Source organism: Roseomonas sp. 18066, from assembly GCF_902706185.1.
Lineage (GTDB): Bacteria > Pseudomonadota > Alphaproteobacteria > Acetobacterales > Acetobacteraceae > Pseudoroseomonas.
In genome coordinates this window covers 13,459-38,798 of sequence record NZ_CACSJM010000026.1, presented here as the reverse complement: position 1 = coordinate 38,798, position 25,340 = coordinate 13,459, and the positions used below count along the sequence as shown (strand labels likewise).

18 protein-coding genes are annotated in these 25,340 nt (G+C 72.3%); 10 read left to right on the top strand and 8 right to left on the bottom strand.

Going from position 1 to position 25,340, the window contains the following annotated elements; translation table 11 throughout:
• Window position 1: 1 nt before the first annotated feature.
• Window positions 2–1,078 (bottom strand): alpha/beta fold hydrolase, encoded by a 1,077-nt coding sequence (locus tag GVN67_RS07810; protein WP_159994495.1) that lies wholly within the window; start codon window positions 1,076–1,078, stop codon window positions 2–4.
• 207 nt (window positions 1,079–1,285) lie between these two features.
• Between GVN67_RS07810 and GVN67_RS07805 the strand changes: the two genes are divergently transcribed.
• Entirely contained in the window at window positions 1,286–2,257 is a 972-nt protein-coding gene (locus tag GVN67_RS07805) for a tripartite tricarboxylate transporter substrate binding protein (RefSeq protein WP_159994493.1), read from the top strand.
• 31 nt (window positions 2,258–2,288) lie between these two features.
• On the opposite strand, the gene GVN67_RS07800 is transcribed toward GVN67_RS07805, so the two are convergent.
• Complete coding sequence (locus GVN67_RS07800) at window positions 2,289–3,227, bottom strand: FecR family protein (RefSeq protein ID WP_159994491.1); 939 nt, start codon at window positions 3,225–3,227, stop codon at window positions 2,289–2,291.
• A 55-nt stretch (window positions 3,228–3,282) separates the two neighbouring features.
• Window positions 3,283–3,792 (bottom strand): RNA polymerase sigma factor, encoded by a 510-nt coding sequence (locus GVN67_RS07795; RefSeq protein ID WP_159994489.1) that lies wholly within the window; start codon window positions 3,790–3,792, stop codon window positions 3,283–3,285.
• A gap of 143 nt (window positions 3,793–3,935) precedes the next feature.
• Between GVN67_RS07795 and GVN67_RS07790 the strand changes: the two genes are divergently transcribed.
• From GVN67_RS07790 to GVN67_RS07780, 3 genes are all read left to right on the top strand, one after another.
• Entirely contained in the window at window positions 3,936–5,576 is a 1,641-nt protein-coding gene (locus GVN67_RS07790) for a hydantoinase B/oxoprolinase family protein (protein WP_159994487.1), read from the top strand.
• On the top strand, window positions 5,573–7,621 hold the full coding sequence (locus GVN67_RS07785) for a hydantoinase/oxoprolinase family protein (RefSeq protein ID WP_159994485.1): 2,049 nt from the start codon (window positions 5,573–5,575) through the stop codon (window positions 7,619–7,621). Before GVN67_RS07790 ends, GVN67_RS07785 begins: the two co-directional genes overlap by 4 nt.
• Before the next feature lie 89 nt (window positions 7,622–7,710).
• Window positions 7,711–8,160 carry a helix-turn-helix domain-containing protein gene (locus tag GVN67_RS07780; protein ID WP_159994525.1) on the top strand — a complete coding sequence of 150 codons (450 nt, stop codon included), beginning with the start codon at window positions 7,711–7,713 and terminating at the stop codon, window positions 8,158–8,160.
• Here the strand turns inward: GVN67_RS07780 and GVN67_RS07775 are convergent.
• Window positions 8,157–9,401 (bottom strand): ABC transporter substrate-binding protein, encoded by a 1,245-nt coding sequence (locus GVN67_RS07775; protein ID WP_159994483.1) that lies wholly within the window; start codon window positions 9,399–9,401, stop codon window positions 8,157–8,159. The genes GVN67_RS07780 and GVN67_RS07775 overlap by 4 nt on opposite strands.
• A 316-nt stretch (window positions 9,402–9,717) precedes the next feature.
• Here GVN67_RS07775 and rutA point away from each other — a divergent pair, with 316 nt between their 5' ends.
• From rutA to GVN67_RS07760, 3 genes are read left to right on the top strand one after another with little or no spacing between them, the layout of a single operon-like run.
• Window positions 9,718–10,776, top strand: coding sequence for a pyrimidine utilization protein A (gene rutA, locus GVN67_RS07770; RefSeq protein ID WP_235035128.1), 1,059 nt, complete (start codon window positions 9,718–9,720; stop codon window positions 10,774–10,776).
• Between the two features lie 26 nt (window positions 10,777–10,802).
• On the top strand, window positions 10,803–10,988 hold the full coding sequence (locus GVN67_RS07765) for a hypothetical protein (RefSeq protein ID WP_159994479.1): 186 nt from the start codon (window positions 10,803–10,805) through the stop codon (window positions 10,986–10,988).
• A complete protein-coding gene (locus GVN67_RS07760) occupies window positions 10,985–12,388 on the top strand; it encodes an amidase (RefSeq protein WP_200845165.1) in 1,404 nt (467 codons plus the stop codon). The genes GVN67_RS07765 and GVN67_RS07760 overlap by 4 nt, the downstream gene beginning before the upstream one ends.
• Window positions 12,389–12,425: 37 nt before the next feature.
• Here GVN67_RS07760 and GVN67_RS07755 read toward each other — a convergent pair whose 3' ends face one another.
• Window positions 12,426–12,806 (bottom strand): VOC family protein, encoded by a 381-nt coding sequence (locus GVN67_RS07755; protein ID WP_159994477.1) that lies wholly within the window; start codon window positions 12,804–12,806, stop codon window positions 12,426–12,428.
• A 46-nt stretch (window positions 12,807–12,852) separates the two neighbouring features.
• Window positions 12,853–13,068, bottom strand: coding sequence for a hypothetical protein (locus GVN67_RS07750; RefSeq protein WP_159994475.1), 216 nt, complete (start codon window positions 13,066–13,068; stop codon window positions 12,853–12,855).
• A gap of 164 nt (window positions 13,069–13,232) precedes the next feature.
• Here GVN67_RS07750 and GVN67_RS07745 point away from each other — a divergent pair, with 164 nt between their 5' ends.
• Entirely contained in the window at window positions 13,233–15,524 is a 2,292-nt protein-coding gene (locus tag GVN67_RS07745; protein WP_235035110.1) for a heavy metal translocating P-type ATPase, read from the top strand.
• A 49-nt stretch (window positions 15,525–15,573) separates the two neighbouring features.
• Here the strand turns inward: GVN67_RS07745 and GVN67_RS07740 are convergent, their stop codons facing one another.
• Together GVN67_RS07740 and GVN67_RS07735 are read right to left on the bottom strand one after the other, a co-directional pair.
• Window positions 15,574–16,686 (bottom strand): ABC transporter substrate-binding protein, encoded by a 1,113-nt coding sequence (locus GVN67_RS07740; RefSeq protein WP_159994473.1) that lies wholly within the window; start codon window positions 16,684–16,686, stop codon window positions 15,574–15,576.
• Window positions 16,687–16,696: 10 nt separating this feature from the next.
• Window positions 16,697–18,829 (bottom strand): TonB-dependent siderophore receptor, encoded by a 2,133-nt coding sequence (locus GVN67_RS07735; protein WP_235035107.1) that lies wholly within the window; start codon window positions 18,827–18,829, stop codon window positions 16,697–16,699.
• A 264-nt stretch (window positions 18,830–19,093) separates the two neighbouring features.
• Between GVN67_RS07735 and GVN67_RS07730 the strand changes: the two genes are divergently transcribed.
• Both GVN67_RS07730 and GVN67_RS07725 read left to right on the top strand, forming a co-directional pair.
• Window positions 19,094–19,996: a LysR family transcriptional regulator gene (locus GVN67_RS07730; protein WP_159994471.1), complete on the top strand. Its 903-nt coding sequence runs from the start codon at window positions 19,094–19,096 to the stop codon at window positions 19,994–19,996.
• A gap of 95 nt (window positions 19,997–20,091) precedes the next feature.
• The gene (locus GVN67_RS07725) at window positions 20,092–25,284 is read left to right on the top strand and encodes an alpha-2-macroglobulin (protein WP_159994469.1); all 5,193 of its coding nucleotides are present in this window, start codon (window positions 20,092–20,094) and stop codon (window positions 25,282–25,284) included.
• Window positions 25,285–25,340 lie beyond the last annotated feature (56 nt).

Genomic DNA, 25,340 nt, shown 5'->3' with positions numbered 1-25,340 from the left:
GTCAGGGCTGCCGCTTCGGCAGGCTGGCCAGGAAGGCGGCCAGCGGCGCGGTCCAGAAGCGGGCGATGCCGGTGGTGCCATGGCCGCGGGTCTCGGCGCTGGCCGGGATCATGTAGAGCGTGGCGCGGGGAATGCGGGCCAGGGCCTGCTCCATCAGCCCGGTCTCCGGCGGATTGCGCTCGTCATCGGCGGCGTTGATCGCCAGGACGGGCGCGCTGATCCGCGGCAGCCCGGCGGTGGGGTCGAAGTCGCGCGAGGAATCCCACTGGTAGAGGAAATCATTGGCGTCCTGGGTGAAGGGCGCGGCCAGCCGCGCGGCCAGCTGCTGGTCGGCCGCCTGCCGCGTCGGCGCCTGCGCCTGCCAGGCGATGCTGCCGCCGCTGGTGGCGATGCCGAAGAAGGCGTTGGCGACCTTCAGCGCCGGCGGCTGCGTCGTGTAGTTGCCGCCCTGCCAGGCCGGGTCCTGGCGGACGGCGTCGATGATCATCCGCCGCATCATCCAGTTGCGCCCGGACATCGGGATCGGCTGCGACGCCATCGGCACCAGCCCGTCCATCATCTCGGGGTGGGCGATGCCCCAGAGCCAGGCATGCATCCCCCCCATGGAATTGCCCAGCACCAGCCGCAGGTGGCGCAGCCCCAGCCCCTCGGTGACCAGCCGGTGCTGGGCCGCGACCATGTCGTCATAGTCATAGGCGGGGAAGCCGGCCCGCATCCCGTCCGAGGGCTTGGCCGATTCCCCGGCGCCCAGCGCATCGGGGATGATGATGAAATACTTCTGGGCATCCAGCGGCTGGCCCGGGCCGAACAGCGCGCCGGCGAAGGCCGGGGTCAGCATCGACTGCGCCGAGCCCGCGGTGCCGTGCAGCACCAGCACCGGCTCGCCGGTGGGGGCGCCGATGGTCAGGTAGGACAGCCGCAGCGCCGGCAGCACCTGGCCGCCCTGGAAGCGGAAGTCGCGGGCGGTGAACTCGCCCCGGGCCGGCGCGGGGTAGTCCGCCGCGCTGGCGACCCCTGAAGCGAGGACGGACAGAAAAACCCCGGCGACGGCGCGGCGCAGCGTGATGGCAAGGCGCATCGGACGACCCCCCTTCGGCGGTGGCTTCGGCGGCCCCGCGCGTGATTCTGTGGCGGAATTCTGTGGCGAAACTATCGCGCCAGCCGCGCCCGGCCGGCAAGCCGCGCTTTTCGGGCTTTCAAGCCGGGCCGCCGCTCCGCATGCTGGGCGGGTCCAAGAATCCCGGCACCGGCGCGCCAAAGCCCGGGTCGCAGGAGAATGAAACGCATGATCCACCGCCGCCCCCTGCTCGGCGCCGGCGCAGCCCTCGCGCTCGCGCCCCGCCTGGCCTTCGCCGACGACTACCCCAATCGCAGCGTCACCATGCTGGTGGGCTTCGCCCCGGGCGGGGGCACCGACATCATCGCCCGCCTGCTGTCGCCGACCCTGCAGGCCGAGCTCGGCCAGCCGGTCGCGGTGGAGAACCGGGCCGGGGCCAGCGGCACCGTCGCCTCCGCCGCCGCGGCGCGGGCCAAGCCCGACGGCTACACCCTGGTGATGGGCACCGTCTCCACCCAGGCGGTGGTGGGTCCCCTGATGAAGAACCCGCCCTATGACCAGGCGCGCGACTTCACGCCGCTGATGCTGGCCGGCACCGTGCCGCTGGTCGCCGTGGTGCCCGCCAACGCGCCGTACCGCGACCTCGCCGGGCTGATCGCCTTCGCCAAGGCCAATCCGGGCAAGCTGAACTACGCCTCCTCCGGCATCGCGACGCAGCAGCACCTGGCGGCCGAGATGCTGTGCCAGGCGGCCGGCATCCAGATGACCCACGTGCCCTATCGCGGCACCGGGCCGGTGCTGAACGACCTGATGGCCGGCACGCTGGACCTGGCCATCGACACCCTGCCGACCCACCTGCCGCATCTGCGCGCCGGCACGACCAAGGCCCTGGCGGTGACCATGCCGCAGCGGGTGGCCAGCCTGCCAGAGGTGCCGACCATCGCCGAGCTCGGCTATCCGGGCTTCGAGATCAATGTCTGGTACATGATGCTGGGCCCGGCCGGGCTGCCGGTCTCCGTGGTCGAGCGCTGCGTCCGCGCCGGCAACAAGGCGGTCAACGACCCCACCATCCGCACCCGGCTGCAGGAAGCCGGCTTCATCCCCGGCGGCGGCTCGGCCGAGGATGCGGCCAACCTGGTGCGGCGCGAGGCGCAGCGCTACGCGGCGCTGGTGCAGAAAGCGGGCATCCGCATCGACTGAGGCGGGCGAGGCGGGGGGGGGCGCCGGCGCGCTACCCCGCCGAGATCACCACCAGGTAATGGGCGATCTGCCGGATCCGCACCGGCAGCGTCTGGCCGATGGCGTTCAGCACCGCATCCGGGTTGCGGGTCGAGAAGGCGCCGGAGACCGAGATCTCCGCCGTCTTCCGGTCGGTGATCAGGATCACCCCGCCGCGGTAGCGCTCCAGGTCCTGCACCACCTCGCCCAGCGGCGCGCGGCGGAAGATCAGCTGGTCCTGCCGCCAGGCGGTGGCCGTGCCGGGGTCGGCCGGGCCCGGCCCCTGCAGCCCGGCCGGGCCGTATTGCGCCGCCTGGCCGCGCTCCAGCAGCAGCCGGCGGCCGCCCTGCAGCAGCTCCGCGCTGCCTTCCAGCAACGCGACCGAGACCCGGTCGGCGCGGCGGTGCAGGCCCAGGCTGGCGCCGGTGCCGGTCAGCCGGCCGTCGCCGGCGATGACCTCGAAGGGGCGGGCCGGGGGCAGGGTCAGCAGCGCCTGGCCGGCATGCAGCACCAGCCGGCGCGACGGCCCCGACAGGTCGGCCGACAGCGCGCTGGCGGCGTCGAGCTCGGCACGGCTGCCATCGGGCGCCAGCTCCACCACCCGGCGTTCGCCGGTGCCGCTGCGGTAATCGGCGCGCCAGGCAGGGTCGGACCACCAGAACGCGCCCCCCGCCGCGGCCGCCGCCCCGGCCAGGCCCAGCGCCGGGCGCCACAACCCGCGCCGCGAGCGTTGTAGGCCCTGGGGCAAGCCGGCCGCCATCGCCGCCCGCTGCCCGTCCAGCGCCCCCCACAGCAAAGCGGCCTCGCGCAGCGCCACGGCATGGCGCGGGTCCTCGGCCAGCCAGGCGGCCAGGGCCTGGCGCTCGGCGGCCGGCCAGCCGGGCTGGCGCGACCGGGTGAACCAGATGGCGGCCTGCTCCTCGATGCGGGTCAGCGCGGCCTCGGCGGACAAGGCGGGGTCTCCTGCTTCGGGCATGATGGCATGACCCGGGTAAGGGCCGCCCCCATTACCGGTCATCGCCGTTTTCCTCGCGCAGGCGGCGGCGAAGGGCTGCCAGCGAGCGGCTCATATGGACCATCACCGTGTTCTCGGAAATCCCGAGCTTCTGGGCGATCTCGGCATAGCTGAGGCCGCGGAACTTGTGCAGGTAGATCACCTGGCGGCCACGCGGCGGCAACTCGCCGATCAGCCGGGCGAGGCGGGCGCGGGATTCGGCGGTCAGCAGCGCCGCCTCGCCATCGGGGGCGCCATCCGCCAGCTCGACGTCCTCGACCGGCAGGTGGCCGCGCGGGGCCCGCATCTGCCGGTTGCTGACCAAATTTGAAAGAATCCGCCGCAGGAAGCCGGGCGGGTTCTCGACCGGCGCGCGTTCCGCATCCCGCAGCCGGGCGAGGTAGCGGACGAAGGTGTCCTGCACCGCGTCGGCCGAGGCCTCGCCGTCGCGCAGGCGCCGGTTGGCTTCGGCCTTCAGGCGGCTGCGGTGGAGGCGGAACAGGCTGTCCGGGTCTTGGGCCATGCTGCGACGGGGATGCGGTCGCCCCAGTCTATTCATTTGAGAGTGATTCGCAAATGACCCGGCAAAAACCGACCCGCCCTGGCTTGCTTAAAAAAACGTAAGGCTGCCTGATGCATGTTCCAGATGAGGAGCTCTCGCCCGCAATGCCCGATCCGGTGACCCTGGCCGTCCTGCAGGCGCGCTTCACGGCGATCGTCGACGAAATGGGCGAGGCGCTGCTGCGCACCGCCTATTCGCAGATCCTCAATGCCTCGCGCGACTTTTCCATCGCGCTCTGCGACGCTGAGGCCCGGCTGGTCGCCCAGGCCGACCACCTGCCGGTGCATGTCGGCGCCATGCCCTATGCCGTGAAGGCGGTGGCCGAGGCCTTTGCCGGAGACTCGCATCCGGGCGACATCTTCCTGGTCAACGACCCGCAGCATGGCGGCAGCCACCTGCCGGACCTGACCATCATCATGCCGGTCTTCGACGCGGCGGGCGTGCTCCGTTTCTGGAGCGTCGTCCGCGCGCATCAGAGCGACATCGGCGGCGCGACGCATGGCGCCTACAACGCCTCGGCCACCGAGATCTGGCAGGAGGGCATCCGCATCCCGCCGATCCGCCTGGGCGAGGGCGGCGTGGTGCGCCCCGACCTGCTGACCATGCTGGCGGCCAACACGCGCCTGCCGCGCGACTTCCGCGGCGACATGCTGGCCTCGGTCGGCGCCGCGCGGCTCGGCGAGAAGCGCCTGCTGGAAGCCTTCTCCCGCCACGGCGCCTCAGAGGTTTCCGAGGCGGCCGTCGCCATCCTCGACCTGGCCGAGGCCGAGGCGCGGCGCATCGTCGAAAGCTGGCAGGACGGCACCTGGTCGGCGGTCTCGCTGCTGGACGATGACGGCCGCGGCAACCAGGACATTGCCATCCGCGCGACGGTGACGAAGAAGGGCTCCGCCATCACCGTCGACCTGACGGCGAGCGACCCGCAGGTCGCCAGCTTCGTCAATTCCTCCTACGCCAACATGCGCTCGGCGGTGGCCATCGGCTTCGCCTATCTGCTCGACCCCGACACGCCGAAGAATGACGGCGTCTTCCGCCTGCTCGAGGTGATCGCCAAGGAAGGCACCGTGGTCTGGGCCGCCGAGGGCGCGCCGGTGACGCTGTCGACCAACCACTGCGCCCAGGAGATCGTCGAGGCGGTGGTGCGCTCCCTCGGCCAGGCCTGCCCGGACCGCGCCATGTCGGCCTGGGGCAAGCGCTTCCGCATCGCCATCACCGGCCAGGATCCGCGCCGCCAGCGCCCCTTCGTCTGGCATCTGTTCCATGCCCGGCCGGGCGGCGGCGCCTCGCCGGGCGGCGACGGCTGGGCCTGCGCCGGCGAATGGCAGGCGGCCGGCGGCATCAAGTTCGGCAGCGTCGAGATGGCCGAGGCGCGTTTCCCGCTGTTCTTCGAAAAGCATGAGATCCGCCCTGGCTCCGGCGGCGAGGGCACGTATCGCGGCGGCGATGGCGGCGAGCTGCGCCTGCATGTCGAGACCACCACGCCGACCCGCGGCAACACGGCGGGCGAGGGCGCTCGCTACGGCGCCTCGGGCCTGGCCGGCGGCGCCGACGGCCTGCCGCATCACTACGTGCTGAAGCGCGCCGATGGCAGCGAGCGGGTGCTGCTGACCAAGGAGACCGGCATCGTCATCGGCCCGGGCGAGGTGCTGGAGGTCAAGGCCGGCGGCGGCGGCGGCTGGGGCCCGCCCGAAGAACGCGACCCTGAGGCTGTAGCGCGCGACCGCCGCGCGGGAGTGGTGGCATGAGTGGCTATGTGATCGGCGTCGATGTCGGCGGCACCTTCACCGACGTCGTCGGCATCGCCCCTGGCGGCGCCACGACCCTTGCCAAGGCGGCCAGCACGCCGGGCGACCAGAGCGAAGGCGTGCTCGCCGGCATCGCGCGCCTCGCCGAGACGCTTGGCCTGACCACGGCCGACCTGCTGCGCCAGACGGATCGCATCGTCCACGGCACTACCGTCGCCACCAACGCGCTGCTCGAAAAGAAGGGCGCGCGCGTGGCCATGCTGACCACCGAGGGCCATCGCGACGTGCTGGAAATGCGCGAAGGCCTGAAGCCCGAGCGCTACAACCTGCGCATGCCGCCGCCGGAGCCGCTGATCCCGCGCGAGCGCCGCCTGCCCGTGCAGGAACGCCTGCGCGACGACGGCCGCGTGCAGACCGCGCTCGACCCGGCCTCGCTGGCCGCCGCTGTCGATGCCGCGAAAGCCGCCGGCGCCGAGGCCGTCGCCATCTGCTTCCTGCACGCCTGGCGCGACCCGGCGCATGAGGAGGCCGCGGCGGAGGCCGTCCGCCAGGCCATCCCCGGCATCTTCGTCACCACCTCGGCCGAGGTGCTGCCGCAGATCAAGGAATTCGAGCGCTTCAGCACCACCGCCGTGAACGCCTATGTCGGCCCGCTGGTCAGCCGCTACCTCGGCAAGCTCGGCGGCCGCCTGTCCGAGGCCGGCTTCACCGGCCCGCTCTTCGTCATCCTCAGCCATGGTGGCGTCGCCCCGGTGGAAGAGGCCTCGCGCCTGGCCGTCGGCACCGCGCTCTCCGGCCCCGCCGGCGGCGTCGCCGCCGCCGTGGCCCTGGCCCGCGCCGGCGTGGCGCAGGACCTGGTCACCTTCGACATGGGCGGCACCTCCACCGACATCGCCATGGTCGAAGGCGGTGCGGCGGCGCTCGGCCGTGGCCGCAGCGTCGGCGGCGAGCGCATCGCCCTCGAAAGCCTCGACATCGTGACGCTGGGCGCCGGCGGCGGCTCCATCGGCCATCTGGGCGCCAGCGGCACCCTGCAGGTCGGGCCCCGCAGCGCCGGCGCCGTCCCGGGCCCCGCCGCCTATGGCGCCGGCGGCACCGAGCCCACCGTGACCGACGCCAACCTGGCGCTGGGCTACCTCGACCCGGCCCGCTTCCTCGGCGGCCGCCGGACCCTCGACCTGGGTGCGGCCAACACCGCTCTGGCGGAATTGGGGAAAAAGCTCGGCCTGACGCCCGAGGCCACCGCCGCCGGCATGCTGCGCATCGCCAATGCCCGCATGGCCGACGGCATCCGCGTCGCCACCGTCCGCCGCGGCGTCGACCCGCGCGGCTTCGCCCTCCTCTCCTTCGGCGGCGCCGCCGGCCTGCACGCGACGGGCGTGGCGCGCGAGATCGGCATCACCCGCGTGCTGGTGCCCTTCTTCGCCGCCGGCCTCTCCGCCTGGGGCATGCTGCACACCGACCTGCGCTACGAGGTCAGCCGCTCCGTCCTCGACGCCGGCGCCATGAAGTCGGAGGACGCCCTCCGCGCCCCCTTCGACACGCTGGAGTCCGCCGCCCGCGCCCGCATGGCCGGCTGGTGGGACGGCGAGGTCGCCATCCAGCGCCGCGCCGACATGCGCTACGGAGAGCAGGTCTTCGAGATCGACGTGCCGCTGGACGAGGTCGGCTGGGATCAGGCTGGCCTCGCGACCCGCGTCACCGAGGCCTTCGAGGCCCGCCACCGCGCCCTCTTCACCTACGACCTGCCGGGGGAAGAAGCGGTGCTGGTCAACGCCCGCCTCGCCGCGGTCGGCCGCCTGCCGGAGCTTTCTTCCGGCAGCCGGCGGGACGCCGGGGCCGCGGAGGCGGGCACCACGCGGACCATCATCCTGGACAACAAAGCCCAGAGCGTGCCGCTCCACGACTTCGCGACACTCCCGGCAGGGCAGGTCATCCAAGGGCCGGCCATCGTCGAAAGCGACACCACGACCGTCCTGCTGCTCAAAGGCGACACCGCCACGATGCGGAACGACGGCATCCTGGATATTGAAATTAAAGAATAAGCACGGGGGGAAGTATCCCCCCGTACCCCCTTCTATTTTTGTCGGAAAGAAAGGTGGCAACTGCCCAAGGCGCCCGCCATATGAGCCGCATGCAGCTCAGCATCGGCGAACTGGCCCGGCGGACGGGCGTCAAACCCACCACCATCCGCTGGTACGAACAGGAAAAGCTCCTGCCCGCGCCGCTCCGCAGCGAAGGCGGCCACCGGGTCTACGCCCAGGACCACCTCCGCCGCCTGGGCTTCATCCGCCACGCCCGCGAGCTCGGCTTCGCCATGCCGGCCATCCGCTCCCTGCTCGGCCTGGTCGAGCACCCGGCCGACGACTGCGCCACCGCCCATGCCATCGCCACCGCCCAGATCGCCGAGGTCGATTCCCGCCTGCGCCGCCTGACCGCGCTGCGCGCCGAGCTGACCGAAATGGCGGAAAACTGCCAGGGCGGCACCGCCCGCGACTGCCGCATCCTCGAAACCCTCGCTGATTTCGACCACGGCCATTGCCTGGACCACAGCCACGCCGCGGCGCCACACGGCCTCGACTAACGGGCGAACAACGGACAGCCCCCCTCGCTGATCGGCCGGAACGCCTGCTCGGCGGCGATGCTGCCGACCGGCGTGTAGTAATCCCAGGCCCCCTTGCTCTCGCCCGGCTTCTTCACCGTGAACAGGTGGGTGGGGTGGATCTTCCGCCCATCCTCCCGCAGCGCCCCGGGCCCGAAGCAGTCGTCATCCGTCGGCAGCCGCCGCATCGCGGCGATCGTGTCGCGCCCTGAGGCCTTGGCCGCCACCGCCCCGATGGCCGCCACCGCCTTCAGGTAATGCAGCACCCCGGAATAGGTCGCGGCATGCTCCTGGTTCGGATAGTTCCGCGGCGTCTTCGGCAGCAGGCGTTTCGTGAAGCCGCGGGTGCGGTCGTTCAGGTCCCAGTAGAAGCTCTCGGTGAGCAGAAGATCCTGGGTGATCTCCAGCCCCACCGAATGGATATCGGTGATGAAGGTGACCAGGCTGGTCAGCCGTAGCCCGCGCTGGCGGATGCCGAATTCATGCGCCTGCTTCAGCGAGTTCTGCAGGTCCCCCGCGCCATTGGCGAAACCCAGCACCTTCGCCCCGCTGCGCACCGCCTGCAGCAGATAGGAGGAGAAGTCGGTGGTCGAGGGAAACGGATAGAAGGTCCGCCCCAGCACCTGGCCGCCCGACAATTCCACCATCCGCGCCGTGTCGCGCTGCAGCGAATGGCCGAAGGCATAGTCGGGGGCGATGAAATACCAGTCCTTGCCGCCGCTCTTCACCACATGCGGCGCGACGGCATTGGCGCACATCCAGCTGTCGCTGGTCCAATGCAGCAGGTTCGGATTGCAGCCCCGCCCGGTCAGGTCGGACGACACCGCGCCGGTGTTCAGGTGGATACGGTTCTTTTCCTGCGCCACGCTGGCAACGGCCAGGGCCACCGCGCTGTTGTTGACCTCGACGATGACGTCGACCTGGTCCAGGTCGAACCAGCGCCGGGCGGTGGCGGCGCCGACATCGGCCTTCTGCTGGTGGTCGGCGGCGACGATCTCGACATTGAGGCCCCGCTCGGCGGGCCGGAAATCCTCCAGCGCCTGCTGCGCGCAGGCCAGCGAGGTCGGCCCGCCGGTGTCGCGATAGGCGCCCGACATGTCGGTCAGCACGCCGATGCGGATCACCGGCGCGGCTTGCGCGTTGCCATGCCGCGCGAAGACCGCCCCCGCCGGCAGCGATGCCGCCAGCAGCGCGCGGCGCGACAGCCCGTGTTTCCTGGTCATTCCAAACCCTCCCTATTCTTGGTTGGGGCGGAGATTAGATTCCGAATATGGAATGACCAACAATATTCCGAATAAGCCTGCGACTCGCAGGCCGGTACGGGGCGATGCCCACCGGCGAGGCATTCCACTGGCTGAAACGGCTTCCTAGTTCCGGCGGATCGCTGTGCTGCAGCGCAACCAAGCCAAGGCAGCGTGAGCGCCTCGATCCTGGGCTTCCTGCCCACCGCCTCGGCAGAAGGCGCTGCGATTGCGCCGCCCGGCGCGGCGGCCGAGCATCCGGGCCGCAACCAGAAGGGCGAGGCGGATGCAGGTCGGCGTGTTTCTCCCCATCGGCAACAATGGCTGGCTGATCTCCACCACCTCGCCGCAATACGCGCCGAGCTTCGCCCTCAACCGCGCCGTGGCGGAAAAGGCCGAGCGGCATGGCTTCGACTTCGCCCTCTCGATGATCAAGCTGCGCGGCTATGGCGGGGAGAGCCGCTTCTGGGACGAGAACCTGGAATCCTTCACCCTGATGGCGGGCCTCGCCGCGGTGACGACACGGATCAAGCTGTTCGCGTCGGTCGCCGTGCTGACCCTGCCGCCGGCGATCGTGGCGCGCATGGCGGTGACCATCGACAGCATCGCGCCCGGGCGCTTCGGGGTGAATGTCGTCTCCGGCTGGCAGAAGGCGGAATACGAGCAGATGGGGCTCTGGCCCGGCGCCGCGCATTTCGCCCGCCGCTACGAGTTCTGCGAAGAATATGTCCAGGTGATGCGCGAGCTCTGGAACGACGGGAAATCCGATTTCCAGGGCGATTTCTTCCGCATGGAGGATTGCCGGCTGCAGCCGCTTCCCTCGGCGCCGATGCAGATCATCGCCGCCGGGCAGAGCGGCCGCGGCATGCGCTTCGCCGCCGAACATGCCGACTACAACTTCATCAGCGGCTTCGGCATCAACACCCCGCAGAGCCTGGCGCCGCATGTGGCGCGGCTGAAGGAAAGCTGCGCCGAGAGCGGGCGGCAGGTGGGCGCGCTGGCCCTGCTGATGATCATCGCCGACGAGACCGACGCGGCGGCGATGGCCAAATGGGCGCGCTACCAGGAGGGCACCGACCTCGAGGCCCTGGCCTGGCGCGACGCCCAGGCGGCGGCCGATGTGAAGGCCGAGGCGGGCTCGACCGTCGGCCGCTTCCTCAACGAGGGCCGCAAGCAGCCCACCGCCATGCTGCGGCTGATCGGATCCTATGCCACGGTGGCCCGGCTGCTGGACGAATGCGCGGCGATCGAGGGGCTGCAGGGCGTCATGCTGACCTTCGACGATTTCCTGGTCGGCATGGACCAGTTCGGCGAGCGCATCCAGCCGCTGATGACCTGCCGCGCGATGGCGGCATGATGCTGTCCGACCGAGGGGATGATGCGATGAGCGAGGATGCGGGCGTGAAGGCGATGGCGGAGGCGGCGGGCCTGTCGTCGCTGTGGCAGAGCCACCCAGAGCTGCTGCGCCAGGCGGCGAAGAAGGCGGCCGAGCTGCGCGCCAGCCTGGCCGAACCCCTGCCGCCGGCGCTGGAGCCCGACCCGTCCCGCGTGGTGGGAGCCGGCCGGTGAGCGCACCGCTGCACGCGCTCTCGGCCGCGGAGCTCCAGGCGGGCTATGCTGCCGGCCGCTTCACCCCCGTCGATGTTGTCGAGGCGCTGCTGGCCCGCATCGCGGCGCTGGACCCGACGGTGAATGCCTTCATCCGGCTGGATGCCGAGGGCGCCCAGGCCGCCGCCGTGCTGGCGACGCAGGAGATCGCCGCCGGCGGGCTGCGCGGCCCGCTGCATGGCGTCCCCGTGGGGCTGAAGGACATCATCGACGTCGCCGGCCAGCCGACCACCTGCCATTCGAAGATCCGGCTCGACCACCGCGCCGAGCGCGACGCCACGGTGGTGGCGCGGCTGCGCGGGGCAGGGGCCATCTTGATGGGGAAGGTGGCGACGCATGAATTCGCGCTCGGCGGGCCGTGCTTCGACCTGCCGTTTCCGCCGGCGCGCAATCCCTGGAACCTGGACCACCATCCGGGCGGGTCGTCCTCGGGCTCGGGCGCCGGGCTGGCGGCGGGCTTTTTCCCGTTGGCGCTGGGCAGCGACACCGGGGGCTCGACGCGCAACCCGGCCAGCGCCTGCGGGGTGGTGGGGCTGAAGCCGAGCTACGGGCTGCTGCCGCGCACCGGCGTTTTCCCGCTGTCCTGGACGCTGGACCATGTCGGGCCGATGGCGCGCAGCGTCGCCGACGTGGCCGCGCTGACCGCGACGCTGGCCGGGCATGACGGCGATGATCCGGGCAGCGCGCGGGTCTCGGGCTGGGCCGATCCGGTCGCGGGTCTGGAGGGCGGCGTCGCGGGGCTGCGCATCGGCTATGTCCGGCATTTCCACGAGCGCGACATGGCCGGCACCGACCCGGAGGTGGCGGCGGCGCTGGATGCGGCGGCGGCTGGCTTCGCCGCCATGGGGGCGGTGGTGCGGGATGTGACGCTGCCGTCGCTGAACGACTTCGCCGCGGTGAACCGCACCATCCTGACGGCCGAGGCCTTCGCCATCCACCAGGCCTGGCTGTCGGCGCGGCCGATGGATTATGCCGGGCTGACGCGGAATGCGCTGCTGGTGGGCGGCTTCCTGACGGCGGCGGACCTGCTGCAGGCGATGCGGCTGCGGCGTCGGATGACCGCGGCGGTGGAGGCCGCGCTTTCCGAATTTGACCTGCTGCTCTGCGCCAGTTCCTTGACGCTGCCGGCGCGGATCGACGATGCGGCGGAGGTGGCGCGGACTTATCCGATGCATGCTCGCGCGCCGTTCAATGTGACGGGGCATCCGGCGTTGGCGATGATGTCAGGCGTTTCGACGCGCGGCCTGCCGACGTCGTTGCAGCTGGTGGGCCGTATGTTCGACGAGCGATTGCTGCTGCGCGCCGCCCGTTCCTGGGAGCGCTCGCTCCCCGCCTTTGCTGCCCCTTGGGAGCAAAAATAGAAGGGGGCGCGGGGGGATACCTCCCCCCGCTGCTTTCTTACTTCCGCTCGAGCAGCTCGATGCGCACCCCGTCCGGCCCGCCGATGAAGGCGATGCTCAGGCCGGGCTTGATCTGCTTCGGCTCGGCGAGGATGGCGACGCCCTGGCCGCGCAGCTCCTCGATGGCGCCCGCGATGTCGTCCACCACCAGGCCGATATGCTCGATGCCGACGAAGGGCGCCGGCGGCGGCACGGGGGTCGTGCCAGGAACCTGCTCGACGAAGATGGTGACGCCGCCGAGGTCGAGGATGATGCGCAGCGCGCCGTTGTTGTCGAGGCGGCCTTTCTCGGCGGCGCCCAGCAGGCCGGTGTAGAAGGCCGCGGCCTTTTCCGGGTCCGGGCTGCGCAGGTGCAGGTGGTCGTAGCGATAGGCGCGCATGCTCTGTTCCTCTCCTGAAGCGAGAGCGACAGAAGCAGAGGCGCGGTCAGGGCGCAATCTGGCTCCGCTGCAGATGGGGGAAGTCGCGGGCGGCGCGGGCCAGCAGGCTGCGCGGATGCGGCGGCAGGTGGGCGATGGTCCGCTGCAGCAGGCCCGGCGCCAGCTGCGCGGCCATGGCGCCGTCGGCGACCAGGTCGTCGATGGCCTCCACCAGGGCGGCCAGGGCGTCGCGGGCGATCCTGTCCTCGGCATCGGCGGGCATGGCGGATTTTCCCCCAGCGCAATTTGTTTCCTTGGATGCAATGCGGGCGTCGCTGCAACGGTTGCGCGAGGTCCACGCGATTTCTGCCCGCAGCATTTTCCCCCTTGAACCTCCAGTGACTAGAGGATGCATATCCCGGGCCGCATAGCAGGCGGAGCGGCAGGATGAACAGCGAGGGCAAGACGGCCTGGCGGGTGGCGGGGATGGATTGCGCCGCCTGCGTCGCCAAGGTGACCCGGGCGGTGGAGCGGCTGCCCGGCGTGTCCGAGGTCGAGGTCAACCTGATGGCCGAGCGGCTGACGGCGCGGCTGGCCGAGGGCTCGGCGGCCGAGGCGGTGCAGCGGCAGGTGACGTCGCTGGGCTATGGCGTGACGCGGCTGGAAGGGGCGCCGGCCCCGGCGCCGCGGCGGGCGCATAGCCACGGTCATGACCACGACCACTCGCAGTGTGGCGGGCATCACCACGACCACGGGCACGACCACGACCATTCGGCCTGCGGCGGCCATCACGACCACGACCATGACCATGCCGAGGCCCCCGCCGCGCATGGCCATGACCACGCTGCCCCCGGCGATGCCGACCGGCCCTGGCATGCGACCGCGCGGGCCCGGCTGGTCTTCCTGCTGGGCGGCCTGGTGGCGCTGGCCTGGGGGGCGGCGCAGATCTGGCCGTCCGCCGGCTATGCGCTGTACCTGGCGGCGACGCTGGTGGCGCTGGTGCCCTTCGGCCGGCGGGCCTTTGCGCTCGCCCGGGCGGGCAGCCCCTTCAGCATCGAGACGCTGATGGTGGTGGCCGCCCTCGGCGCCGCGGTGATCGGCGCGGCCGAGGAGGCGGCGCTGGTCGTCTTCCTCTTCGCGCTGGGCGAGCTGCTGGAGGGGGTCGCGGCCGGCCGGGCGCGGGCCGGCATCCGCGCGCTGGTATCGATGATGCCGCGCACGGCGCAGCGCATCGGCGCGTCCGGCGTCGCCGAAAGCGTGCCGGCCGAGGCCTTGCGCGTCGGCGACCGCGTGCTGGTCCGCCCCGGCGAGCGGGTGCCCTGCGACGGCGAGATCACGGAAGGAAGTTCGTCGCTGGATGAAAGCCCGGTGACAGGCGAATCCATCCCCGTCCCGCGCGGCCCGGGCGCGCCGGTGGTGGCCGGCAGCATCAATGCGGAAGCCGTGCTGACCGTCACCGTCACCCGCGCCGGCGAGGACAGCACGCTGGCCCGCATCGCCCGGATGGTGGCGGAGGCCACCGCCTCGCGCGGCACGGCGCAGCGCTTCATCGAGCGCTTCGCCGAGATCTGGACGCCGGCGGCCATGGCGGTCTCGGCGCTGGTGATCGTGGTGCCGCCTCTGGTGGCGGGGGGCGACTGGGGCACCTGGCTGTATCGCGGGCTGGCGCTGCTGCTGGTGGCCTGCCCCTGCGCGCTGGTGATCTCGGTGCCGGCGGCGATGGCCTCGGGGCTGTCGGCCGGCGCCCGGCGCGGGCTGCTGGTCAAGGGCGGCGCCGCGCTGGAGGCGCTGGGGGCAGCCAAGACCATCGCCTTCGACAAGACCGGCACGCTGACCGCCGGCCAGCCGCGGGTCACCGACCTGCGCGCCGTCGAGGGCAGCACGGAGGCCGAGGTGCTGCGCCTGGCCGCCGGCGTCGAGGCGGGGTCGAGCCATCCGCTGGCCCGCGCCGTGCTGGCCGAGGCCGCGGCGCGCGGCATCGCCGTGCCGCCGGCCCGGGCGGCGGCTGCCATCCCCGGCAAGGCGGTGGCCGCCACTATCGAGGGGCAGCGGATCGGGCTGGGCAGCCCCGGCTGGGCGGCCGAGAGCGGCGCGGCGCTGCCGCCGTCCCTGGCCTCCGCGATCGAGGCGCTGGAGGCCGAGGGCAAGACGGTGGTGGTGCTGACCGCCGCCCGCGCTGTCCTGGGCATCCTGGCGATCCGCGACGAGCCGCGGCCGGATGCGGCGGCCGGCATCGCGGCGCTGGCCCGGCAGGGGATCGGCGCGGTGATGCTGACCGGCGACAATCCGCGCACCGGCGGCGCCATCGCGGCCGGCCTCGGGCTGGAGGTCAAGGCCGGGCTGCTGCCGGCCGACAAGCTGCGCGAGATCGAGGCGCTGAAGGCGCGCGGCCCGGTGGTGATGGTGGGCGACGGCATCAACGACGCTCCGGCGCTGGCCGCCGCCAGTGTCGGCGTCGCCATGGGCGGCGGCACCGACGTGGCGCTGGAGGCGGCGGACGCCGCCCTGCTGCAGCAGCGGGTCACCGGCGTCGCCGAGCTGGTGGCGCTGTCCCGCGCCACGCTGCGCAACGTGAAGCAGAATGTCGCGGTGGCCGTGGGGCTGAAGCTGTTCTTCGTCGCGACCACGCTGACGGGCACGACCGGGCTGTGGCTGGCGATCCTGGCCGATACCGGCGCCACGGTGCTGGTGACGCTGAATGCTTTACGTCTGCTGGGCTGGAAGCCGAAGCTCGACTAGCTTGGGAAGGTGGTGCGGCCTATCAAGGTCGCACCGCAAGCGGCTGTTCCTACAGCTGAGTCCAGTAGGTTCCCTCGGCGGGCACGGCGGCGAAGCGCTGGTTGACGTCGCGCAGCCCCGCCGCCGGATCGAAGACCGCGCGGGCGGCCGGGTGCAGCCAGCCGGCCATGGCCTCCAGCGCCAGGCAGTGCAGCGGGGTCTCGTTGAAGCCGTGCCACAGGGCATAGGCGCGCCCGGCCTGGACCGGCGGCAGGATGTCCAGCCCCTGGGTCTTCAGCATGGCGGCCAGGCTGGCGCGGGCTTCCTCGGGCGTGACGCCGGCGCCCATGGAGACGCCGCCGCGGCCGTTATAGACGCCGCCGGTGGTCAGATAGGCGTCCCAGGGCTGGGTCAGCACATACTCCTTGTGCAGCTGCCCGAGCGGGCGGCGCAGGAAATCGGCGGCGATGCTGTGGCCGCCGACCTCGGCCAGCAGGTCGGCGAAGCTGCCGGTTGCGATGGAGTAGCAGCATTCGCGGCCACCACCATGATTGTGCAGCATAACCTTGACGACGGGCGGCTTGTTGGTGGCGAACCAGCCGGCCAGCCGCGCCATGCGGCCCTCGTAGAATTCGCGCAGCGCGGCCGCCTGCGCCTCCCGCCCGATCAGCGCGCCAAGAACAGAAATACTGGGCGCGGTCTCGACCAGGGGCCTCGCCATGCAGTCGATCACCGCGGTCTTCAGCCCCAGCGCCTCGATCCGCTCGACCACGGCGCTGCGGCCCTGGGCGTCCAGCGTGCCCGCGGCGCCGCGGCTGAGCAGCACCAGGTCGGGCTGCAGGGTCACCAGCTGCTCGATATTCATCCCCGCCGCCACCTGGCGCCCCAGCGAGGGCAGGCTGGCCAGCACCGGGAAGCGCCGGGTCCAGGCGGCGTATTCGTCGGGCAGCACCACCGGCAGGTCGCTGGCCCAGCCGGCCAGCAGGCTGACCGGATCGGGATGGATCAGCCCCATCAGGCTGAGCAGCCGTCCCTGGGCCAGCACGATCCGCTGCGCCGGCCGCGCCAGGGCGACGCGGCGGCCGAGCCGGTCGGTGACCGCGACCGGCGCCTGCGCCCGCAGCAGGGCCGGGCAGGCGAGGGACAGCCCCGCGACCAGGGCAGAACGGCGGCGGAGGGTCATGCGGGACGCCTTAGAAACGCATCGAGGCCGAGAGAACAGCCTGCAGCGGCTCGCCCATGGCCATGCCCAGGTTGGTGCCGATGGAAGACGTATAATAAGTCTTGTCGAAGATGTTCTTCACATTGAGCTGGAAGCGGACCGGGGTGGTCTGCACCCGCGTGTCATAGGCCACGAAGGCGTCGAAGACCTCGTAGGAGGGGATGGTGAAGGAGTTGGTGCGGTCGCCGGGGCGGCCGGCCATGTAGCGGCCGCCGAAGCCGGCGCGCAGCCCCTCGGATCCCAGCACGGCGCCGAAGTCGTACGTCAAGAAAAGCGCCGCCGTGTGGCGGGCGACGTTGAGCAGGCGCTTGCCCTGGACCTCGGGATCGTCGGTCACCTTGGCGTCGATCAGCGCGTAGCTGCCGATCAATGACAACTGTTGGGTGATCCGCCCGGCCCAGTCGAGCTCGATGCCGCGCGAGCGCACCTCCCCGGCCGTGGCATTGTAGGAAACACCCGCCAGTTCATAGCGGTACAGCACGTTCTGCTTGTTGATGTTGAAGACCGAGGCGGTCAGGCTGCTGCCGCCCGGCAGCTCGAACTTGGCGCCGAGCTCCCAGCTTTCGCCGGTCTCCGGCGGCTGCGCGCCATAGGCATTGGCGATGGAGGAGTTCGGCTTGAAGGACTGGCTGTAGCTGGCGAAGAGCGAGATATCCGGCCGCAGCTTGAAGACCAGCCCGACCCGCGGCACCAGGCGGCCCTTGTTGACGTCGGTGTTCAGGCTGAAGGGGCGGCCCTTGCCGGCGACCTGGTCGAAATGCTGGTAGCGCAGCCCGCCGACCAGGATCCAGCGATCCGACAGGTGGATGGCGTCCTGCGCATAGAATGCCGTGGTTTCAAGGCGCTCGGTCTGGTCGCTGTCGGCGGCATTGCCGGCGCGGCCGGGCGGCGGCAGCAGGCCATAGACGGGCGAGAAGGCGTTGAACCCGGTGACATTGCGGCCGCGGACCATCTCGATCCGCCGGGTGCTGGAATAATCGTAGGAGACGCCGAACAGCAGGTCATGCCGCAGCCCCAGGATCTGCGCCCGCCCGGCCAAGTCGGCGCGCAGCGCGTGGGAGAACATGGTGCTGTCCTCGGTCGCATCCGCGCGGCGGGTGACGGCGCCGGTCGCCGGGTTGTAGGCGATGATCCGGGCGTTCTGGTCGGAATAGTTGTTCAGGCTATAGGCATAGCCGCCCGACAGGCTCCAGTCGCTGCTCAGCCGGTGGTTCACCCGCAGCGCCGCATAGTCGGAATAGCCGCGCGAGACATTGTAGGCCTCGTCCAGCCGGGTGCGGCGGGAGATGGCGATCGGCTTGCCGGTGTTGGGGTCGAAGATGGTGCCGCGGTCGAAGGGCACGGCATAGGTCTCGTGCCAGTAGCTGGCCTCGACCGTGGTGTCGCTGCCGGTCCAGGACAGCGACGGCGCCACCAGCGTCCGCCGCTGCGAGCCGAAGTTCCGCCAGTATTCCTGGTTCTGGACTTCGCCGATCAGGCGGTAGGCAAAACCCTGGGTGCCGATCGGGCCGGTGACGTCGAGCGCGGTCGAGCCGCCACCAAGGCTGCTGCCGCGGAGGGTCAGCACGCCCTGCTGCTCCAGCTCCGGCCGGCGGGTGACGACGTTCACCAGCCCGCCCGGGTCGAGTATGCCGTAGAGCGCCGAGGCCGGGCCCTTCAGCACCTCCACCCGCTCCGTCGTGGCGTTCAGGCTGCGCGGCAGGATGGTGCGCAGCCCGTCGATCATGATCGAGCCGTCGCGGTTGTCGCCGAAGCCGCGCCGGGTGAAGGCGTCCTGGGTGCCGCCCAGGTTGTTGGCCTGGGTGACGCCGCTGACATTGGCCAGGGCCTCGTCGAGCGAGCTCGCCTGCTGGTCCTGCAGCACGGCGCGCGGCACCACCGCGACATTCTGCGGGATATCGAGCAGCGGCGTGTCCACCCCGGCGCCCAGCGTCGTGCGCAGCGGCTGGTAGCCCTGGGTCGCCGGCAGCTGGCCGCCAACCTCGACGCTGGGCAGCTGCGTCGGCGGCGTGGCCTGGGCCAGGGCCGCCAGCGGGGCCATCAGCGGGGCCAGCAGGGCCGTCGTCGCCATCAGGGCGGCGCGGCGGGGGAAGGGCAGGCGCATCGGCCTCTCTTTCGCGGAACGGGCATCAGGTAGCGAGAATAAGAATAAGTCGCAATCAAACAGCGCAAGACGGGTCCGATCGCGGCTTTCTATCCAAATTCCCGATGGGTCATGCCGGCGGCCGGCGCGCCGGCCCGGGCGCTGGGGCAGCGCGGCGGGCAGGGCGGGGCAGCCAGGGTTCCCCGTCGATTACACGCCGCGGCGCCGCGCCGGAACGTGGAAAATTTCGGTCCAACCCATCGAGAAATTCGATAATATCCGGCCATGCCCGCGCTCGCCCCCGCCACCGACCAGGTGCTGACCTTTCTCGCCGTGCTGCAGCATGGCAGCTTCTCGGCCGCCGCCCGGGCGCTGAACCGCACCCAGTCCAGCGTCACCTATGCCATCCAGAAGCTGGAGGGCGACCTGGGCATCACCCTGCTGGACCGCGCGGTGCGGCGGCCGAAGCTGACGCTGCACGGCAAGGCGGTGCTGCCGACGCTGCGGCGCATGGTGCGCGAGGTCGATGCCCTGCAGCGCACCGCCGACGGGCTGGCGCGGGGCCTCGAGCAGAAGCTGCTGATGGTGATCGAGGCCGCCTTCCCGATGGCGCGGCTGCTGCCGATCCTGCGCGACTTCCGCGCCGAGTTCCCCACCGTGCCGGTGCGGCTGGGCATCGAGGCGGTGCATGCGGTGACCGAGGCGCTGGAGGCGGGCACCTATATGCTCGGCATCGCCGGCCCGGTGGTGGAGCGCTACCCGACGCTGGGCTTCCTGCCCTGCGGCCTGGTCGAGCGCATCGCCGTCGTCGCGCCGCACCATCCGCTGGCGCAGACCGGGCGGGCGGTGCCGGCATCCGCCTTTCGCGACCATGTGCAGCTGGTGCTGGCCACCCGCTCGCGGCAGCCGCGGCGGCGGCAGTTCACCCTGCCCTCGGCGGCGATCTGGCGGGTCAACGACATGGCGGCCAAGCAGGCGGCGATCCTGGCAGGGCTCGGCTGGGGCCGGCTGCCGCGGCACCTGGCCGAGCCCGAGATCGCCGCCGGCCGGCTGGTGCCGCTGGCGGTGGAGGCGATCGAAAGCCTCGACTGGTCGATCCCGCTGCCGCTCTACGTCGCCTATCGCAAGAACGACGCGCTGGGCCCGGCGGCCTCCTGGATGCGCGACGCGCTGGTCGCCGCCGCCTGAGGTGCCGCGCCCGCGCTTGTGAAGCGCGCGGTGGTGGGCGGCGTTTCTCGCCTGCACTATCCTGACGCCACCGGAATAGCTGCAGGATCGCCCGCATGAGCTTGTTTTCCAGGGCGCCCCGCCGGGCGCGCATGCTGGCCACGGCCCTGCTGGCGGCGGGGCTCGGCTTCGGCGGCCTGTCCATCGGCAGCGCCCAGGCGCAGCCCTTCGCCCTGCCCGGGCTGCAGCGCGATGCCGGCAGCTATGCCCGCGACCTGACCCGGCGCTTCCCGGCCGGCGCCAATACCCAGCAGCGCGCCCAGGCCGAGAAGCGCGCCACCGACGCCGAGGCGCGCGGCGACTGGGACGCCGCCGCCCAGGCCTGGGAGCAGCGCCTGGGCATGCCGGATGCCAGGCCGGAATTCTGGCTGTCGCTGGCCCGCGCGCATCTGGCGCGCAGCCCGGCCGACGGCAACCGCGCGCTGCAGGCCGCCTGGCAGAATTTCACCGCCATGGAGACCGGCCCGGCCGAGATCCCGGCGCTGCGGCTGATGGCCGAGGCACTGCAGCGGCAGGACCAGTGGGTCGGCGCCATCGCCGCGCTGGAAGCCGTGGTCGAGCGCGCCCGCCTCGACCCCGCCGCGCGCGAGGCGCTGGCCACCGCCCGCCGCGCCGCCGGCCTGCTGGTGCGCAATATCCGCACCGAGCCCGAGGCCGAGCCCGCCCGCGCCTGCATCGGCTTCACCGGCCGCATCAGCCAGGCGGGCGACTTCCGCGCCGGCGACTGGGTCCGCGCCGAGCCCGCCATCCCCGATCTGGCGGTGACGCGGGAGCAGAACGCGCTCTGCGTCGCCGGGCTCCCCTGGGGCCAGACGACGAAACTGGTGCTGCGCGCCGGCATGCCCGGCGAGGATGGCGCCCGCCTCCGCGCCGAGACCCCCGTCAGCATCTCGATGCGCGACCGCGCCGCGCGGATCGGGTTCGATGCCACCCGCTTCCTGCTGCCGCGCGGCCAGGTGGCCCGCATCGGCATCGCCACGATGAATGTGCGCGCGCTGAAGCTGCGGCTGGTGCGGCTGACCGAGCGCAACCTGCTGCCCTTCGGCCGGCAGAACCCGCTGGGCGAGGCGATGGAATCCTGGTCGGCCGAGGAGGTCCCGGAAAGCTGGGGCCGCGTCGTCTGGCAGGGCCGCGCCGAGGTGCCCGGCTTCCGCGCCAACACCGCCGCCCGTATCCAGCTGCCGCTGCCGGCCGAGATCACCGGCGCCGGCCCCGGCCTCTATGTGCTGATCGCCAGCGACGAAGGCGCCGGCCGTGGCGGCGACGCGGTGGTCTCGGCGCTGCAGATCGTGGCGACCGATCTCGGCGTCACCGCCTGGCGCAGCAGCGAGGGGCTGGCGGCGCAGGTGCGCTCGCTGCAGGGCGCCGCCCCCCGCGCCGGGGTGAAGGTCGCGCTGATGGCGCGCAACAACGACGTGCTCGCCGAGGCCGAGACCGCGGCCGACGGGCTGGTGCGCTTCGCCGCCCCGCTGCTGCGCGGCACCGGGCCGCTGGCCCCCGTGGCGCTGCATGCCAGCGCCGGCGACGACCTGGTCGGGCTGAACCTGGAGGCCGGGGCCTTCGACCTTTCCGACCGCGGCGCCGAGGGGCTGGCGCATCCCGGCCCGCTCGACACGTTTCTCTGGTTTGAGCGCGGCATCTATCGCCCCGGCGAGCGGGTCAACCTGACCGGCCTGCTGCGCGACGCCGCGGGCGCCCCGCGCGACCTGCCGCTGCGGCTGAAGCTGCTGCGCCCGAACGGCCAGGTGGCCGCCGAGGCGGTGCCGCCGCGCAGCCCGGACGGCGCCATCGCCTGGAGCATCCCGCTCTCGGCCGGGGCCGCCGCCGGCGTCTGGACCATCGAGGCGCGGCTGGAACCCGACCAGCCGCCGATCGGAAAGGCCAGCTTCCGCGTCGACGCCTTCGTGCCGGAGCGGCTGGCGGTGACCTTCGGCCCGGCCGCGGGCGCGCTGGTGCCGGGCACGCCGCTTTCCCTCCCGTTGTCGGGGCGTTTTCTCTACGGCGCGCCGGCCTCGGATCTGGAGGCGATGATCGAAGGGCAGTTGAGCCTCGATCCCGAGCCCTTCGCGCCCGATGCCGCCGATGGCCGCCCGCGCCGCAGCCCCTGGGCCGGCTGGCGCTTCGGCCTGGCCGAGGAGCCGCTGAATGGCGGCCAGATCCCCGGCGCGGTGCTGCAGACCGATGCCGAGGGCAAGGCCGTCTTCCGCGCCGAGCTGCAGGAGGTGCCCGACGTCACCCGGCCGCTGCGCGCCAGCTACACCGTCACCCTGGCCGACCCCAACGGCCGCGCCAGCAAGGCGACGGTGGATCTGCCGGTGCTGGGCCGGGTGCCCTATATCGCCATCCGCCCGGGCTTCGAGGGCGGCAGCGTCGACGTCAACACCGAGGCCGGCTTCGACGTCGCCCTGGTCGCCCCCGACGGCTCGGCGCTGAGCGGCCGGCTCGATGCCCGGCTGGTGCGCGAGCGGCCGGAATGGCGGATGGTCACCCGCGGCAGCGTCGCCCGCTACGAGACCATCTGGCGCGACGAGCCGGTCGACACCGCGACCCTGCAGACCGAGCCCGCCAAGCCGGCGCGCTTCGCCCGCAGCCTGCCCTTCGGCCGCTACCGCCTCGAGGTCAGCAAGCCAGGCAGCCTGGCGATCGCCGCCATCCGCTTCCGCTCCGGCTGGGTCGGTTCGGACAGCGCCGAGGTGCCGGACAAGGTCGATGTCTCAGCCGACCGGCAGAACTATGCCGATGGGGCGACGGCCAGGATCCGCATCAACCCGCCCTTCGCCGGCCGCGCCAGCGTGGCGGTCGTCACCAACCGCCTGGTCTCGCTGCGCGAGGTCGAGGTGCCGGCCGGCGGCACCACCGTCGACCTGCCGGTGGAAGCCGCCTGGGGCCCCGGCGCCTATGTGGCGGTGACGGTCTTCCGCCCGGGCTCGGCCGCCGAGGGCCAGCCGCGCCGCGCTTTGGGCCTGGCCTGGGTGGCGCTCGACCCGGCGCCGCGCCGGCTGGAGGTGACCCTCGACGTGCCCGACCAGCTGCGCCCGCGCCAGCGGGTCGAGGTGCCGGTGCGCATCGCCAATGCCGGTGGCCAGCCCGTGCGGCTGACCCTGGCCGCGGTGGATGAAGGCGTGCTGCGCATCACCCAGTTCGCGACGCCCGACCCGGTAAAGCACTTCCTGGGTCGCCGCCGCCTGGGCGCCGATATCCGCGACGATTACGGCCGGCTGATCCCGCCGCCGGAAGGCGAGCTGGCCGCGCTGCGGCAGGGCGGCGACGGCGATTCCGAAAGCGCCGGCGTGCAGCCGCCGCAGCGGGTGCTGTCCCTGTTCTCCGGCATCGTCGAGGCGGGACCGGATGGCGTGGCGCGCGTGCCGCTGGACCTGCCAGACTTCGCCGGCGAGATCCGGCTGATGGCGGTGGCCTGGTCGGGCAACCGGGTGGGTGCGGCCAGCAAGCCGCTGCAGGTGCGCGACCCGGTGATCGCCGAGGCGCTGCTGCCGCGCTTCCTGGCCCCGGGCGACAGCCTGCGCCTGCCGGTGCTGCTGCATAACCTGGAGCTGCCCAGTGGCGAGGTCGCCGCGGAGATCAAGCTGGAAGGCCCGCTGGCCTTCGACGGCGCGTCCCGCGTGGCCGCGACCCTGGCGACCGGCGCGCGGGCCGAGCCTTCCCTGACGCTGAAGGCGACCGGGGCGGGCGAGGGCGTGTTGCGCCTGACGGTGACCGGCCCCAACAACTACCGCGCCGAGCGGGAGAGCCGGATCACCATCCGCTCCTCCCGCCCGCGGCTGACCGAGGTGGCGGTGACCGAGCTGGCGCCGGGGGCCGAGGCGAAGATTGCCCCGGATCTGTCCGGCTTCGTGCCCGGCACGGCGCAGGTGCTGGCCAGCTGGGGCCAGCCGGTGCGCTACGACGCCGAGGCGCTGCGTCGCGCCTCGCTGGAATTCCCGCTGTGGTGCGCCGAGCAGACGGCGACCAAGCTGCTGGCGCTGTCGACCGGCGCCGTGTCCGAGCCGCGCAACCTGGCCATGGCGGACGCCGTGGCCCGGCTGCTGGACAAGCAACGCTGGGACGGGTCCTTCGGCGCCTGGAGCGCCCAGGGCGAGGCCGACCAGTGGATTTCCGCCTATGCCACCGAGGCGCTGCTGCGCGCCCGGGACGGTGGTGCGACGGTGCCGGAAGCGGCGCTGACCGCGGCGCTGGAGAATCTGGCGCGCACCGCCGAGGATGTCGCGCCGGAGAAACCGGAAGAGTTCGCCGACCAGGCCTATCGCCTGCATGCGCTGGCGCTGGCGGGGCGCCCGATGCCGGGCGCGACGCGCCGCCTGGCCGAGGCGCTGGACACGCTGCCGACGCCGCTGTCGCGGGCCCAGCTGGGCGCGGCGCTGGCGCGGATTGGCGATGCGCCGCGGGCGACCTTGGCCTTCCAGTCGGCGCTGGACGCGCCGGCGCGGACCTATTGGACGCATGATTATGGCAGCCCGGCGCGCGACCTGCTGGCGGTGACGCTGCTGCTGCGCGAGAGCGGGCTGCTGCCCGAGCGGCTGTCGGGGCAGCTGGGCCGGCTGCCGGGGGCGCGCGACCTGACACCGGACGGCAGCAGCACGCAGGACCAGGCCTGGGGCATCCTGCTGGCCAGCGCCCTGGGCCGCGACGGGCGTCCGGTGCGCATGACGGTCGAAGGTGCTGCGGTGCCGCCGGCGCCGAGCGTGGTCCGGCCGGTGCCGGCCGGTGGCCTGGTGGCGCGGAATGGTGGCGACCGGGCGGTGCTGCAGTCGGTGGCGGTGACCGGGTTGCCGGTGCAGCCGCAGCCGGCGGGGCGGGCGGGGCTGCGGATCAGCCGCAAGTTCCTGGCGATGGACGGGACCGACGTCAATCTCGACGATCTGCGGCAGAACCGGCAGTTCATCCTGCTGATCGAGGCGCGGTCGGAGACCGGCGAGGCGCATCGCGCGCTGATCCAGCAGGGGTTGCCGGCGGGGTGGGAGATCGCGACGCGTCTGCCCTCGGGCGATGTGCCGGGGATGCCGTTCCTGGGCACGCTGACCGAGGCCGAGAGCGTGGCCGCGCTGGATGATCGTTTCGCGGTGGCGGCGCCTTTGTCGGGGCGTGCGGCGGTGGTGCGGTTCGCGGTGGTGGTGCGGGCGGTGACGCCGGGCAGCTTCGAGCTGCCGGGGGCGCAGGTGCAGGACATGTATCGCCCGGGCGTGTTTGCGCGGCAGAATAGCGGTCGCATCACGGTGCTTGCCCGTGAATAAAAATAGATGGGGGATTCGGGGGAATACTTTCCCCCGAATTTTCTTTCTGTTTGTAT